14 protein-coding genes are annotated in these 15,746 nt (G+C 49.1%); 11 read left to right on the forward strand and 3 right to left on the reverse strand.

What is annotated here, in order from left to right:
• Window positions 1-5 precede the first annotated feature (5 nt).
• The 6 genes from OU421_RS07635 to glmS are packed head-to-tail and all read left to right on the forward strand — an operon-like array spanning window position 6 to window position 6,657.
• On the forward strand, window positions 6-611 hold the full coding sequence (locus OU421_RS07635) for a cyclase family protein (RefSeq protein WP_268185477.1): 606 nt from the start codon (window positions 6-8) through the stop codon (window positions 609-611).
• The gene (locus OU421_RS07640) at window positions 608-1,213 is read left to right on the forward strand and encodes a hypothetical protein (protein WP_268185478.1); all 606 of its coding nucleotides are present in this window, start codon (window positions 608-610) and stop codon (window positions 1,211-1,213) included. The genes OU421_RS07635 and OU421_RS07640 overlap by 4 nt, the downstream gene beginning before the upstream one ends.
• 49 nt (window positions 1,214-1,262) lie before the next feature.
• Complete coding sequence (locus OU421_RS07645; RefSeq protein WP_268185479.1) at window positions 1,263-2,516, forward strand: phosphopentomutase/phosphoglucosamine mutase; 1,254 nt, start codon at window positions 1,263-1,265, stop codon at window positions 2,514-2,516.
• 27 nt (window positions 2,517-2,543) lie between these two features.
• The gene (gene glmU, locus OU421_RS07650; protein WP_268185480.1) at window positions 2,544-3,749 is read left to right on the forward strand and encodes a bifunctional sugar-1-phosphate nucleotidylyltransferase/acetyltransferase; all 1,206 of its coding nucleotides are present in this window, start codon (window positions 2,544-2,546) and stop codon (window positions 3,747-3,749) included.
• 4 nt (window positions 3,750-3,753) lie between these two features.
• Entirely contained in the window at window positions 3,754-4,914 is a 1,161-nt protein-coding gene (locus OU421_RS07655; RefSeq protein ID WP_268185481.1) for a sugar phosphate nucleotidyltransferase, read from the forward strand.
• Window positions 4,915-6,657, forward strand: coding sequence for a glutamine--fructose-6-phosphate transaminase (isomerizing) (gene glmS, locus OU421_RS07660; protein WP_268185482.1), 1,743 nt, complete (start codon window positions 4,915-4,917; stop codon window positions 6,655-6,657). It abuts the gene before it with no gap.
• Window positions 6,658-6,695: 38 nt separating this feature from the next.
• Here glmS and OU421_RS07665 read toward each other — a convergent pair whose 3' ends face one another.
• The gene (locus tag OU421_RS07665; protein WP_268185483.1) at window positions 6,696-8,042 is read right to left on the reverse strand and encodes a nucleotide sugar dehydrogenase; all 1,347 of its coding nucleotides are present in this window, start codon (window positions 8,040-8,042) and stop codon (window positions 6,696-6,698) included.
• 112 nt (window positions 8,043-8,154) lie between these two features.
• On the opposite strand from OU421_RS07665, the gene OU421_RS07670 reads away from it, so the two are divergent.
• Window positions 8,155-9,279, forward strand: coding sequence for a glycosyltransferase (locus tag OU421_RS07670; RefSeq protein ID WP_268185484.1), 1,125 nt, complete (start codon window positions 8,155-8,157; stop codon window positions 9,277-9,279).
• 133 nt (window positions 9,280-9,412) lie between these two features.
• A complete protein-coding gene (locus OU421_RS07675; RefSeq protein WP_268185485.1) occupies window positions 9,413-11,881 on the forward strand; it encodes an oligosaccharyl transferase, archaeosortase A system-associated in 2,469 nt (822 codons plus the stop codon).
• Window positions 11,882-11,914: 33 nt separating this feature from the next.
• On the opposite strand, the gene OU421_RS07680 is transcribed toward OU421_RS07675, so the two are convergent.
• On the reverse strand, window positions 11,915-13,096 hold the full coding sequence (locus tag OU421_RS07680; protein ID WP_268185486.1) for a YcaO-like family protein: 1,182 nt from the start codon (window positions 13,094-13,096) through the stop codon (window positions 11,915-11,917).
• A 57-nt stretch (window positions 13,097-13,153) separates the two neighbouring features.
• On the opposite strand from OU421_RS07680, the gene OU421_RS07685 reads away from it, so the two are divergent.
• On the forward strand, window positions 13,154-13,444 hold the full coding sequence (locus OU421_RS07685; protein ID WP_268185487.1) for a DUF2098 domain-containing protein: 291 nt from the start codon (window positions 13,154-13,156) through the stop codon (window positions 13,442-13,444).
• Between the two features lie 32 nt (window positions 13,445-13,476).
• Here the strand turns inward: OU421_RS07685 and nikR are convergent, their stop codons facing one another.
• Window positions 13,477-13,899, reverse strand: a complete 423-nt coding sequence (gene nikR, locus OU421_RS07690) for a nickel-responsive transcriptional regulator NikR (RefSeq protein ID WP_268185488.1) — start codon at window positions 13,897-13,899, stop codon at window positions 13,477-13,479.
• A 227-nt stretch (window positions 13,900-14,126) separates the two neighbouring features.
• On the opposite strand from nikR, the gene OU421_RS07695 reads away from it, so the two are divergent.
• Both OU421_RS07695 and OU421_RS07700 read left to right on the forward strand, forming a co-directional pair.
• Entirely contained in the window at window positions 14,127-15,356 is a 1,230-nt protein-coding gene (locus OU421_RS07695) for a translation initiation factor IF-2 subunit gamma (RefSeq protein ID WP_268185489.1), read from the forward strand.
• Window positions 15,357-15,737, forward strand: coding sequence for a type II toxin-antitoxin system VapC family toxin (locus OU421_RS07700; protein ID WP_268185490.1), 381 nt, complete (start codon window positions 15,357-15,359; stop codon window positions 15,735-15,737). It abuts the gene before it with no gap.
• Window positions 15,738-15,746 lie beyond the last annotated feature (9 nt).

The following is a 15,746-nucleotide window of genomic DNA, read 5'->3' on the forward strand; positions in this document are numbered from 1 at the left end:
GGCCCATGGCCTATATAGACCTCACCCGTTCCTTTCCGGAGCCCGCCTGCACGTATACCGGGGATTGTGTCCCGGAATGCCGCAGGACAGAGCGGGATGGGTATCGGGTATCTGTTCTCGTTGCAAGCAGCCACAGTGGGACCCATATTGACCCGCCTGCTCATTATATCGAAGACGGGCTGACAATTGACAGAATCTCCCCGGAGACCTTTATCGGCCCGGTGACAATCATTGACCTGGGTCAGCGGTGTTCTGCTATCCGTCCGGAGGATATCCGGCCCTGGATGAAATCAGAGCGGCTCATCATCAAAACCGGATATTCAGAAAAAAGTGAATTTGACCCGGATTATGCATATCTCAGTCAGGATGCAGCAGCGCTTGTTGCCGCGTCAGGTATCCGTGTCATCGGCATTGACACACCGTCTATTGAGGAGTATATGGGAACGGGCGACGTGCACCGAAAAATTCTCGGGGCAGGTATCCCGGTGATTGAATATCTGGATCTCAGTGCGGTTAGTGCGGGAGACTATTATATGATTGCCCTGCCACTGAAGATTAGAGACGGTGACGGGGCGCCGGCCCGTGTCATTGTGCGAACGGAGGACATATGAGTATTGTAACCGAGGCAGTTGCCCAAATGGAGAAGGTAACCCATGGTACCGGGTGCCAGGACTGTAATGTAAAGATTGAACGCCAGCCGGATGCACCCTCATGCCAATATGTGCGCGGCGTTAATCTGAGAATTGGATTTGGTGGTACGGCATCAGATGTGGTCACACGGTATCCGGTAGAGACAGTCACCCGGATTCCCTTTATGTTCGGCGCATCACTTGAATCGCCGGAACAGCGAACCGCTGCGTGCGGAATCATGAGTGTTGTGGCACGGTTCCTCTGTCTCTGCCGGAAAGCACAGGCATGTGCCCACGAAGACCATGCACGGTGCTTTGAAAATTTCCATTCGGTCTATGAGGGTGAAAAAATATTTGTGAACGGGGATATGCCTGATCTTGTTCGTCTTCTGGGGAAGAGTGTGGTCTCCTCTCCCGAAGAGGCGGATGTAATTGTGGTCGGGGGTGACGGTCTCTTCTCGGCCGACTCTCTTGCAGTAACCGACGAGTACCGGGGGAAAAAACAGATGGTATTTATCGGGCCTTCCACCGCCGGGGTTGCTGCTTTCCTGAATGAAGAACACTGGTGCCCCTTTGCCCGATAACCCGCAGCAAACAGATAGATTCAATACTCCTCTTTTTCATGGTACCTGTATGCTCTTTGGTTCTTCAGGAATACGCCGTCCCTTCGGCCCTGAACTGATAAAAACAGCGCTTCAGGTCGGCGCCTGTGTCGGCGCCTCCTGCGGCTCGATCGTCACCGGTCGTGACGCACGCACAACAGGCCCTCTGCTGGAAGCAGCGTTTACTGCAGGTGCTGCCGGGGCAGGATGTCGCGTGGTATCCGGCGGCGTTGCACCCACCCCTACCGTTGCATATGCTGCACAGCAGTACGATGCCGGCTGTATGATCACCGCTTCCCATAACCCGGAAGAATATAACGGGCTGAAACTGGTGAACCCTGGTGGGTCTGCCTTCTCTCTGGCACATCAGCAGGAAATTGAGGACACGTATACATTGCCCCATATCGCTGACTGGAAAAATCAGGGAGAGACGGGTGAAGCTGATATCATCCGTCCGTACCTGGATGCAATACTCGATGCTGTTGCCCTTCCTGAGGGTCTGCATATGGTGCTTGATTGCGGAAACGGGGCGGCATCACGGGTAACGCCCGCTCTTCTCCGCCGTGCCGGAATACGATATACGGGCATAAACTGCACGGTGCAGGGGTTCTTTGCACGCCCCTCTGAACCCCTCAATGAGCACCTCCCATACATTCCTGCGATGGTGAGACAGACTGGTGCCGCAGGCGCTCTGATTCATGACGGAGACGCTGACCGGTTCATGGCATTTGATAATCAGGGGAATTATATCAGTGGTGACCATCTTCTCATGCTTTTTGCGGAATGGACGGGTGCAAAGAGCGTGGTAACAACAGTAGATGCATCAATGGCCATTGAAGAAGTGGCGTCTGTTGCGAGAACACCGGTTGGAGATTCGTTTGTCTCTGAAGCGCTGGTATCCGGTGGTGATTTTGGCGGAGAACCGTCCGGAAGCTGGATCTTCCCTGCACACTCCCTCTGCCCGGACGGGCCGTATGCTGCGACCCTCTATTGTGCAATGGCAGCAGAGTGGGATGTCGCAGAGAAAGTTGCCGCCTATCCCCAGTATCCCATCATCCGCCGTTCTTTCCTGCGTGAAGACGCTCATACGCTGGTTCGTGCTCTGGGTGTAGATAATCCAACCGATGGCATTCGTATCGAAGAGGAGGATGGCTGGTGTCTGATCCGGGCAAGCGGCACGGAACCAAAGGTTCGCATCACTGCAGAAGGACGCGATGCGGATAGTGCGGAAAGGATGGCAGTGAAGGGCGAAAAAATCCTCTTTTCAGGACAACCTATACATTAATTAAGATCAAATATGCTTTGATTGACTATGCTCTGTGTCCTGCTTGCAGCGGGAGAGGGGAAACGGATGGCTCCCCTCACCGCAACCCGCCCAAAAGTGATGCTTCCTGTCGCAAATCGTCCGATGATCGAACACCTGATCTGTGCGGTACGCGATGCGGGTATCGATACGTTTATATTGGTTGTCGGATATCGTGAGAAGAAGATCCGCGACTATTTTGGCAATGGAGAGAAGTGGGGTGTATCGATACGCTATACTGTCCAGCGGTCCCAGGCCGGTACCGGTGACGCTCTCCGGGCAGCAAAGGGACTGGTAAAGGGACAGTTCCTGCTCATGAACGGTGATATGATCGTGACAGCTGATGATATCAGACGTATCTGTGCCTCCCCTGCACCGGCAGTTGGTGTCTTTGAGAGTAAGACCCCAGAACAGTATGGTGTGATCACAGAGACTGACGGAAAGGTTACCGGCATCTATGAGAAATCACAAAATCCCCCGGGAAATATGATAAATGCGGGAATTTACCTCTTTGATGATGATATCTTTGCAGAAGCAGACCGTCTTGTTCCCTCACCCCGGGGGGAGTATGAACTGACTGATGCACTGGTGCCTGCCATATCCCGTGGTAATCTGCATGCGGTGCCGCTTCTCTCATGGTGTGATATCGGTGCGCCGTGGAATCTCCTAGAGGCAAATGAAAACGCTCTCGCTGATCTTACGTCAGATATTCGTGGGGATGTGGAAGAGGGTGTCATCCTGAAAGGTGCAGTGGTTCTGGCAGAAGGCAGTGTCCTCCGGTCAGGGACCTATATTGAAGGTCCCTGTGTGATCGGAAGCGGGTGTACTATCGGCCCGCATGTCTATATCAGGGGGCACACGGTCATTGGAAACGACTGCCACATCGGGCATGCAAGTGAGCTGAAGAATTCCGTGATTTTTCCCCGGACAAAGATACCACACTTCACGTATATTGGTGACAGTGTAGTGGGGTCAGACTGTAATTTTGGGGCAGGCACAAAGGTGGCAAACCTTCGCCATGACAAAAAGCATGTGAAAGTTGGTGGCGTCTCCACCGGCCGGAAAAAGTTTGGGGCTGTCATCGGTGACAACGTCCTTTTTGGCATCAACTGCTCAGTGAATGTGGGGGCGTCTGTCGGGAGAGATGTCCGTGTCGGCCCGCATACCGTGGTCAGCGGGACGATTGCCGATGAATCTGTAATCGGGAGGAACTGATACCATGCAGGCAGTAGTTCTTGCAGGCGGAGAAGGGTCACGGCTCCGGCCGTTGACGCGTAACCGTCCGAAGGCACTGATACCGGTGGCAAACCGGCCAACTATAGAGTACGTTATCGAAGCACTGACTGAGGCAGGAGTGTGGGATATTACTGTTGTTGTTGGCTACCGCAAAGAACAGGTTATTCATTACCTTGCAAATCTTCCCGTGCAGGTGAATGTTGTAGTTCAGGAAAAACAACTTGGGGTGGCAGATGCCCTCAAAACGGCAGAAGAACATGTATCCGATAGGTTCCTTCTTCTCCCGGGTGATAATATCATCACGGCGTCAGCTCTCCGGCCGCTCTGTGAAGACGGGCCGGGTCTTATTACCACAACCCATTCATGGCCGACGGACTTCGGTGTTGTGGATGTTCAGGAGGGTTTGGTCAAAGAAATAATTGAAAAACCTGATGTTTCAGAATCGTTTATGGTTTCAACCGGGGTATTCTCACTGGACTCTTCGGTGTTTGACTATTATAAGGGCGGACTTGAACTTCCTGGCATTATTAACCGGATGATTGATGCAGGCACGAAGGTTCGGGCACACCATATTTCCGGAGGTTGGTCTGATGCGGTCTTTGCGTGGGACCTTCTCGGCCTGAACCGGTCACTTCTGAAGAAGACTGTATCCTCCTCTGCAGGAATGATTTCGCGCCATGCGACAATTGAAGGGCGTGTCTCCATTGGCAGGGGGACAGAGATTCTCCCCGGCACGGTAATTACCGGACCTGCAGTAATCGGTACAAACTGTACCATTGGTCCGAATGCCTGTATTTCTGCCGGAACGTCAATAGGAAACTGTGTGACGGTAGGTCCCTTCTCACATGTTTCACGGAGTATTCTGATGGATGATGTGACCGTTGGATCACATGTTAGTATCCGGGATAGTGTGTTTGGGGAGGGGTGCAGACTTGCAGACCACACCGCAGCTGTCTGCGGAGAGTTTACCACAAATGTAAGGGGGCGGCATGTCTCGGGAATATTTGGGACAATTATGGGAGACCGGGTGGATACAGCACCCTTTACCGTTCTGAAAGGTGCTGTTGTCGGTAATAATGCGGTTATTGAAACAAGCGGACGGACAATTGGCGGTACAATTCCCGATCACACGGTGGTGATGTAGGTGTGCGGCATTGTCGGGTACATCGGCTGGCGTGACGCAGCACCGGTGATTGTCGAGGGTCTGAAAAATCTGGAGTACCGGGGATATGATTCATTCGGGGTTGCGACCGGCACGGATTCCATCACTGTGGCCAAAAGAAAGGGACGAATCTCGGAACAGGCGGAATGTGTGGCCGGGTGTTCCGGGACCCGCGGTATTGGACATACCCGCTGGGCGACGCATGGACTTCCCGATGATATCAATGCGCATCCGCACACAGACTGCACCGGCCAGTTTGCCATAGTTCATAATGGGATTATTGAAAATTATGCCGAACTCAGACGTGAACTTGAAGGCCGTGGACATCGCTTTTCCTCTCAGACCGACAGTGAAGTGATTGCCCATCTCATTGAGGAGTCATGGCAGGGTGATTTTTCTGCGGCTGTTCGTTCTATACTCCCTCAACTAGAGGGCTCCTACGCGATTCTTGCACTCTGTGCCGGTTCTGATGAAATCATTGCCGCACGGGAGCGAAGCCCCCTTGTGATTGGTCTTGGTGATGATGAATTCTTTGCATCGTCTGATGCCACACCCATTGTGTCGTATACCCGGGATATTCTGATCCTTGAAGATGGGGATATGGCCGTGATACGGCGGGGATCTCTTGAAGTGGAGAATGGGGGAGTGGCAACAGTCCGCCAGACCACATATGTCGATTATGATATTGAAGCGGCCAGAAAAGGCGGGTTTGAGCACTTTATGCTCAAGGAGATCTTTGAACAGCCCGACGTCTTCCAGCAGTCATTCCGATTGGCAAACGGCCATAACAGCACCAGCATGCTTCTCAGGCGTGCACGCGGTATTTCAGTGATCGCCTGCGGTACATCATATAATGCTTCTCTCCTCTTTCGCTATTTTGCCGAAAAGGAATGTGGTGTACCCGTCCGGGTGGATCTGGCCTCTGAGTACCGGTATCTTTCCACGCCGGAAGATGAGGTTGTGATTGCAGTCTCCCAGTCGGGAGAGACTGCCGATACTCTTTCAGCACTGAAAAAGGCAAAGGATTCAAACTGTCAGACCATTGCTATTACGAACGTTCAGGGGAGTTCTATCACCCGTATCGCGGATCACACGATATACACCGGTGCCGGGCCTGAAATGAGCGTAGCCGCAACAAAATCTTACATTGCACAGGTTGCGGCATTTTCCGGTCTGCTTGCAGGAATGAGCTGTTCAGATACGTCTTCTGTGGAGTGCTCCGTCCGGCAGGCTATTGAGGAGTCCCTCTTGACAGATGTGAGTGAGGCTGTTAGTCTCTGTTCAAAGGTATCAACGCTCTTCTACGTCGGCAGAGGTATTTTTTATCCGGTTGCCCTGGAAGGGGCTCTCAAGATGAAGGAAATATCATATATTCACGCAGAGGGGTATGCAGCAGGTGAGATTAAGCACGGCCCATTTGCACTTCTGTCAAAAGAAACACCGGCTGTTGCGGTCTGCCTGCCCGGTGATGGATATCAGTCGATGTTGGCCAATCTCCGGGAGATGAAGGCACGGGGCACCCCACTCATCGGTATTGGGTATGGGGATGACATTGACCTTAAGGAAGTGGCCGATGTCTGCATCCCCGTTCCTAAAGGAGATGCATATGCACAGGTAGCTGCAGTAACGGTTGTCATGCAGCGGATTGCATATTATACTGCACTTGCCCTTGGCAGGGATATTGATAAACCAAGAAATCTCGCGAAAAGTGTGACGGTTGAATGAATAAATATTTATTTTGAATTTTTCGCATAATCTGCTGTTTATTCCACACGGTGGGGTTTGCCGATTCCCAGATACACCTTGCCGGATGGTACTTTTGGGAATATGTTTCTGCAATCGACGATTACCTGAACTGATGAGGATTCGAGATCTCTGAAGGTCTCGGGTGTTTTGAACTCTTCATGATCTGTCAGAAAAACGGCGCATTCAGAACTATTTAAAGCAGTAGCAATGTCTATCTCTGAATTGATTTTTTGTCCATCTGCATATATTGCGGGTACGTGTGGATCATAGAGTTTTAATACCGCCCCTCTCCGAAGGAGCTCTTCAATTATTGGAATTGCAGGAGATTCACGTGTGTCATCAATATTTTTTTTGTACGCGAGGCCAAAAACGCAAATCGAGGCGTCGCTCATAGTGATTCCTGCTTTTTTCAACCCTTCATCAATGAGATTGACGACATGCATCAGCATAAAAGTGTTAATTTCTCCTGATGTTTCAATGAAACGGGGAATAAACCCATATCTCTTTGCCTGATATGAAAGATAGTATGGATCAAGGGGTATACAATGACCTCCAATTCCTGGTCCCGGGTAAAATGGCATGAACCCGTATGGCTTGGTCGCTGCAGCATCGATTGCCTGCCATGCATCAACCCCCATGTGTTCAAAGATAAGGGCAAGTTCGTTTGCAAGTGCAATGTTGACATTCCGGTAGATATTTTCGATCATCTTTACTGCCTCTGCGGTGCGTGTATCGATAACCGAAACTGTATCTTCAATAATGATATTGTATAGTGAAACAGCAGCCTTTGTATTTTCCGGTGTAAGACCTCCTATTACTTTTGGGATATCTGAAACTGTGTACTGTTTATTTCCGGGATCTATCCTTTCCGGAGAATAGGCAACCCCAAAATCAATACCTGCAGATAATCCGGACTTTTCAAGAATCGGGACGACTATTTCTTCGGTTGTACCCGGGTATGTAGTGCTTTCAAGAATTACCAGTTGCCCCTTTTTGAGGTTGGAACTGACATTCACACAGGCATCCTTCACATATGAAAGGTCTGGTATTTTGTTCGCAGTAAGGGGGGTAGGTACACAGATGATAATTACGTCACATCTTTCCATGTTGTGTGAATCACTGGTTACTGTAAACATTCCGGATGATATTCGTTCATGAATTGCCGCGTCAGAGACATCAAGAATATGTGAATGCCCGCTGTTTAGCGTATGAATTGTGTCATCATTTGTGTCAAACCCAATCACGTGTACTCTGTTGGCAAAGGCAATCGCAAGAGGAAGACCTACATATCCTAAACCAATAATTCCAACTGTTATAGTTCCTGATTGAATTTTTTGCAGGAGTACTTCTGTTTTATTTTTCATGTCTGATATTAGATATAACATCAGTAAACTCCAAATTCTTTTCTAATGAAATTTCAGGCAGGACATGATTAAAAGGAGTATATATTATGATATTTAGATCAATATCTGAGCAATGTTACTATTTGTGGGGTGTATTTTCCTTGCTGTTTCAGCATTTCCATATCTTGTATATGGATTTGGTATAATTTTTGGTAAAAAAACAGGGGTCCCTCCAACACTGAATAGACTTCCATTCGTCTCAATTATCATTTCTGCGTACAATGAAGCAAATGTAATCCAACGACGAGTGGATAATATCGCTTTGTCATCCTATCCGAAAGAGAAGTATGAGGTAATTTTCATTGATGACTGTTCCGATGATGATTCCTTTTCCATCGCGGAAAAGGCCTTTTCTGACGCACATATGTCCTTTAAATTACTAAGAAATGAAAGACGGTGCGGCACAAACCGTTCATATAATCGTGGACTAAAGAGCGCGTCATATGATATTATTGTCACGACTGATGCTGATGTATTCTTTGAAAAGAATGCCTTAAAGTATCTTGTTTCCCGTCTTGTTTCTGACGATGCCATTGCTGCTGTCTGTTCCGACATGTTTCCTCTTCCTTCATCAGAGATTCACCGTACCGGGAAATATGAACAGAAGTATCGTTCAGTATATGGGGGGATGTGCGGATGGGAAAGTGCCCATGATTCTACGTACAACTTCAACGGTGGTCTTGTTGCGTTCAAGAAAGATATATTTTCAGAGATTCGTGAAGGAAAAGGTGCTGATGATGCGAATACTGCTTTTGAAGCGATTCGAAGGGGTTTTCGGGCATATTATGAAACATCTGCGGTTGTTTTTGAAGAGATCCCTGAAAATCTTAAAGGCCAGTCACGGCAAAAAATACGACGTGCAACACGTTTGATTGAAGCAACACTGGGGAATCTTGACGTTCTTAGGATTTCCCGCCCCTTTTCCCGGATATTTTTTCCTTTGCGAATACTGATGTTCACTGTCTCGCCTCTCCTGTTCTTCCTGGGGATAGGAATATCGGTTGTTGGACTTCTCATCTCCTCTGTTTCTATCATCTATGTTGGGATTGGCATTGGTCTTATCCTTGGTATTCTTGGTCTCAGCAGGTTTGCCCAGAGCTTTGTTGTAAATCAATATTATCTTCTTCGGGGACTTTTGCGCCTTGGTTCTGATGTAAGTGTGTGGGAGAGTACATCAAAAAAAGGAGACAACATCTGAATAATCTTCCCCGCGACCAGAATTTAAATAATAAAGTATTTTCTTTTAACGAATTAAGTTCCATTTGTTGGAATGACAGGACTTTTCTGAAAGGTATTTAATGACAAGTGTAACATTGTTTTATTGAGGTACTATGGATACTGTGACTATTTCAAAATATAAACCATATGTTATTATTGGTATTCTTCTTCTCCTCGCAATCCTTGCTCTCTGGCTCCGTATGCTGCCTGCTGCAGGACTTGTGACGGACGAGGGAGTGGATCTCCTGGGAAATGATCCCTGGTATAACCTGCGTCAGGTAGAGTCGATGGTGGAAAATTTCCCGTCCTATCTCTGGTTTGACACGATGACAGAATACCCGACAGGTAATGTGAACCATTGGGGGCCACTTTTCATTCAGGTTATTTCGGGACTCTGTATCCTGCTGGGGGCTGCAACCCGTCCTGAGATCATGTATGTCGCTTCATGGGTGCCGCCACTGATGGGGATGTTGACAGTTCCGGTTCTTTATCTCACAGGAGAGAGAATAGGTGACTGGAAATGCGGTCTTTTTGCCGCTATTTTTGGTGCGGTTGTGTCAGGACAGTTCTTTTACCGGTCGCTCTTTGGGTTTGTGGACCATCATATCGCAGAAAGTCTTTTTGGGCTGCTCTTTTGTCTCTGCTATATCATCACGTTAATGGAAATCCGAAAGAATCCTGTTCATTTCTCTGATATTGAAACCGTTAAGCGTCCGGCGTTATTTGCCCTTGGGACAGGAATCACTTTCATACTGGGTTTAGGGGTGATGCCGACAATGATTCTCTTTGGAATGATTGTAGCAGTGTACACTCTCTTCCAGTATCTCTATGATTTTTGGAGAGAGTATGAGAATGACGGACTGCTGCTGGTAAATGGCATCGTCTTTTTCTCTGCGATAGCAGGCATCCTTATAATCGGGTTTAATACAGCGTCCCTTTCACTGGCACGGTATTCACCGGCGCAGGTGATTGCCTACCTTGCCCTGATCATTGCAACGGCTGCCCTCTGGTATATCTCCCGTGCGCTGAAGGGGAAACCCTGGTATTACTATCCGGGAGTTCTTGCAGGGATTGGTGTCGCGATATCCGCTCTCCTGTATATCATTGCACCTGATTTTTATCAGATGCTGATTGGCAATTTCTTTGCCTTCTTTGGGCAGTCAGCAACAGTAATGACTGTCCTGGAAGCCCGGCCGTGGGAGGCCGCAAATGCATGGAGGTCATTTGGCTTTGGCCTCATTCTGATGTTTGGTGGGTTTGTGGCACTTATCTGGAATTTTATCCGGCAAGGACGTGCCGAACACCTTTTCGTGGTGGTCTGGTCTGCTGTGATTCTCTTATCAACCATTCAGCACGTGCGCTATGAATACTATATTGCAGTAAATATTGCGCTTCTCGCAGGATACTTCCTGTACTGGACATTTACAGCGGTAGAGGGCCGTTTTTTACAGATGGCCGGCATCCGCAGTGACGAAGCAGTAGTGGAAGAAGTTTCGTCTCCGTCTGAAAAGGCGAAGAAAGGAAAACAGCACGGTACAAAGAAAGCATCAAAAGAGGTAAAACATACAAATCATGATGGATCGTCATCGGCTGCTACTATCCCGTTTGCAGTTGGTGTGATCTTCTCCCTCCTCTTTATCGCTTCCTCTCTTGCGGTCGATATGGATATCGGAAACGGAATGGCATATGGGGGCATGCAGCCGGACTGGTATTCGTCTCTTGAATGGTTTGGCGAGAACTCTCCTGACCCGGGGGTTGACTATTATGAAATCTATGACCAGGAGACCTTCACCTACCCTCCTGAGTCATATGGCGTAATGTCGTGGTGGGACTATGGTCACTACATCACATTTGTCTCCAAACGGATTCCCAATGCAAATCCATTCCAACATGGTGTCGCAGGACCGGACGGTGCGGCTGCGTTCTTTTTGCAGGACACAGAAGAGAATGCAAATACAATACTGGATAATGTTGGGACACAGTATGTCATTACGGATATTGAGATGGATACCGGTAAATTCCCGGCAATGTCTACATGGTATAACCCTGATGTAGGAAGTACTCCGTATATGGGTGGATACAGCGACCAGAACGGAAATCAGGGGTACATTTACAGTGAAAAATATTTCCAGACCATGGTTTCGCGTCTGCATAATTTCGACGGGTCAATGGCTGAGCCGGATGAGAATTATCTTCTGGTGAATAATGGGGAGACTTATAGTTATCTCGTTACTTCCCCGGTGAAACCGGTACCGGCCCTGCAGCATTATCGACTGGTCCATGAATCAGATACTAATGTCTTCAGCAATGCAGCGGTGGGTGACCTGAAGTATGTCAAGATATTTGAGTATGTCCCCGGTGCCGTAATCAAAGGGAACGGCGTCATTGAGCTGCCACTGAAGACCAATACCGGCCGTGAGTTTACCTACCGGCAGGAAAGTGTAAATGGCTCATTTGTGGTGCCGTATCCAACGGATGGTTCTGTGCCTGGTATTACAACCCTTGGGCCATATACCATCGCAGGGACCGGGCAGACCTTCACGGTCACCGAATCTGACATACAGTCCGGAAATCAACTATAGAAACCCGATACAAAAATGATGGCGTCCTGTTCTTCAGGACAGTCTTCTCTTTTTTACCCGTGACGGGTCAATATACGATACCTCAAATCCGGGAATAACAACCCGCCAGACAGGCAGGGCCGTCCGTGTGAGGTCTGCAATACAGATACGGTCGGTGTGCGGGGCAACGGCCGCAATCGCTGCGGTTAATTCTTCATCAGTCGCCTCGTGGTTAGTTGTCGGAATTTCTTCGCATGAGATTTCTGGTGCATCTGCAAACCAGAGACGGTTTATCCGTTTGTATCGCTCATAGCCTGCCTTTTCGACCATCGCTGAGCGTCCGGCATGGATGCCAATCTCTTTTGTGAAGATCTGCAATGCACGGTTTCGCGCCAGTTTTAGCAGTGTGCATGCGGCTGCCACGTCAGGATTGGGATGGGTAGATGCGGCCATCATGATCATGAAGGGATCCCGTGTTATGGTGTCATCTGCAACAGCTGCGACAGTAGGAATGCCATAGAGATCATCCAGAATCCACATGGTGACGTCGATGTTTTCTGCTGCAAAGGTTTCCATGAGCTTATCTGCAGGAGTTCCCGATTCAGGGACAAGGCGTCTTCCCAGAGACTGGTTTTTTTCCGCTCGGCTGAGTGCGTCCCGTTCAATTACTTCGTAGATGCCATGGATGATAGCTTCTTCCGGGGTGCTGCCTGCCCCCAGACCATTTGGATCACTTCGGAAGAGCTGATTTGCCATTCCCAGTGGATCATAGGGGTGATATATCGCATTTGCCGGGATGTACACCCGTTCGTCGTGCAGAATATCCTGTCCCGGAACCCAGTGAAGTTTCTCACCAATCTCCGGTTTTCGGGGAAGTATCAGTTCTTCAGGATCAACTGCCCGTGTCAGTCCCACTTCTTCATACGATGCAATATCCATGGAACCCCCGCAGTATGTTGCACTGAAGCGTTCTACGGTTCCCATCATGGCGGCGCACCGGGCGTCTAATGCTGTTGTTCCTGCACCGGCAGTTACTTTTCCCAGTTTCTCTCGTGGTCGGATGGTACACCAGACAGGAATACCGAGACGATCTTTTCCGGTAATTTCCAAAAAATCTGCAATCGCCATTTCTCCTGCAAGTGCCCCCGCAGTTTCGTATGTCTCTTCAGCGGTACGGGTGCGTGGGACACCGGATGTGGTGCTATATTCGTGGCGACTGAGTTTGAACTGGTTCATTATACCTATCATTTACGATCCAGTTTTTTTATATCTTGGCTCATCCTTTCTTTCTGTATGGAAGATGTGGCCATACGTCCTGGGATGCGTGTCCGCTATCCGCGTACCGGGACCGCAGGCACGGTTGTGCGGATTGAGGAGATAGATGGCAACGAATTTGCTGAAGTTGATACAACGGAGCTCCTCTACCGGACTGATCAGCTGGTTCCCATTGAGGGCGAAATAGAAGAGCCGAAAAAAGTGCGGAAATCTTCCGATATATCAGATTATGAGCGTCTCAAAGAGATTGAATCATCAGAGGATATGCAGGAAAAATATGATCAGGTATCGGGTGTTGGTGCCGGATAACCTGAATGTATACGAACCGAAACTGCCTGATACTACTCTTCAATCGGGATGGTTGTCAGTTTCACTGATTCAACCCCTTTCTGTGACATCAGCCGTTCGGCGATATTCTTAAGTTTTTCCCCATCTCCACGGAGAAGAATCACCTCTACACATTTATCATGGCTGACATGGGAATGGAGCGATGACTGAATGACGTCCAGATATTCGTGCTGGATTTCAGTAAGGACCTGCAGCAGACCGCGATGTTCATGATCATAGACCATGGTAATCACTCCCTGCCGTTCGCCAGTAACATCTGACATCCATTTGTAATAGGTGATATAATTGCGAATAGCATCGCGTATTCCTTCTGAGCGTGATGAATACCCGCGGTATTCAAGTATTTCATCAAATCTGTCCAGAAGATTTTTTGGAAGGGAGATTCCGATTCGTGAAAGGTCTGATTCGTGTGACATATCTGCTCCTCAAAAATTGTCAAGTGTCCTATGTTGTACTTATTAGTGACATTGCTTATGTTTTTTCTTACTCTGTGTTAATTATTACTGTTATTTTTTGGAACCGCTTCTGATGTCTGAGACTTAACCCGTTCTATCCTCCTGTTGGGGTGTCAGCAATGATGAATCGGCACACCGAGTAGGTATAAGTAGAGCGGTTGTATATTAATAAGGAGGTTTGAAGTTCATTGAGTGATCCATTGATTCCCAGTGTCAACATCGGCGTAGTCGGGCATGTTGACCATGGCAAGACTACGCTTGTGTCTGCACTTACCGGCTTATGGACGGACCGGCATAGTGAGGAGATCAAACGAGGGATCTCCATCAGGCTTGGATATGCGGACGTTACCTTTTACCAGTGTCCGTCGTGCGAAGGTCCGGAGGCATTTTCCACGTCTAATAAATGCGAATGTGGAGAAAACGGGGAGCCTGTGCGTACCATATCCTTTGTGGACGCGCCTGGCCACGAGACGCTGATGGCAACCATGCTCTCAGGGTCTGCACTGATGGACGGCGCCATGCTCGTTATTGCAGCAAATGAGCGCTGTCCACAGCCGCAGACGAAAGAACATCTGATGGCACTGGAGCTTGTGGGTATTAAAAACATCGTGATTGTCCAGAACAAGATTGATGTCGTCTCTCAGGCTGATGCAATGGAGAATTACCAGCAGATCCGTGAGTTTGTGAAGGGAACAATTGCAGAAAACGCGCCGGTGATCCCGGTATCTGCACAGAAAAAGATCAATTTCGGGGCACTTGTCCAGGCACTCAATGAGTATATACCTGAACCGGATCGTGACCCGGATGACGAACCCCTTCTTCTGATTGCCCGTTCCTTTGATATCAATAAACCCGGATGCAGCTGGCGTGAGGTAAAGGGAGGCGTGATCGGAGGATCCCTGACGCAGGGGCTTCTTCATGATGGCGATGAACTTGAGATTCGCCCCGGGCTGAAGGTCCAGGTGGAAAATCAAACCATTTGGGAACCCATTCAGACAAAAGTGACGACAATCAACGCTGGTTCCAAACGGGTGCCCGAGGCAACGCCTGGAGGTCTTTTAGGGGTTGGCACAAAACTTGATCCGGCACTGACGAAAAGTGACGCACTCTCCGGTCAGGTGGCAGGGCACATAGGGCACCTGCCTCCGGTGTGGAACAAACTTGCATTCAACGTTAAGCTGATGGAACGGGTTGTCGGTTCTGACGATGAGTTCACCATTGATCCGCTCCGCCACAAAGAACCTCTGATGCTTTCGGTTGGTACTGCAGTGACGGTCGGGGTAGTCGTAAATACCAAAAAAGACGTCGTTGAAGTCGTTCTGAAACGACCAGTATGTGCAGCTGTTGGATCACAGATTGCGATATCGCGGCAGGTCGGCGGACGCTGGCGTCTGATCGGTATGGGGACACTGGTCTGAGTGCAGGTCCTCTTCGATGCAAATGCACTGATGATTCCGGTCCAGTTCGGTGTGGATGTCTTCACCGGGGTGGAGGAGCTCGTCGGTGCGTTTGAACCGGTGACGCTCGTGGGCGTGAATGATGAACTTGTTGGGCTTTCTCATGGGCAGGGCCGCAATGCGGCTGCAGCCCGGGTGGGGGCCACACTTGCTTCACGGTGTAGTGTGGTGAGAAGTCCGTATCAGACACTGCCGGTGGATGACCGGATTGTACGGTATGCAGAAGAAAATGGCTGCATAGTGGTGACAAACGACAGACACCTTCGTGAAGAACTGCTTCGCCGGCATATAGATGTGATATATCTGCGTGAGAAAAAGAGGCTCGATATTATTCGGGGATAGACGGGTGAT

The sequence above is a fragment of the Methanogenium organophilum genome, assembly GCF_026684035.1.
In the GTDB taxonomy this organism is placed as follows: Archaea; Halobacteriota; Methanomicrobia; order Methanomicrobiales; family Methanomicrobiaceae; genus Methanogenium; species Methanogenium organophilum.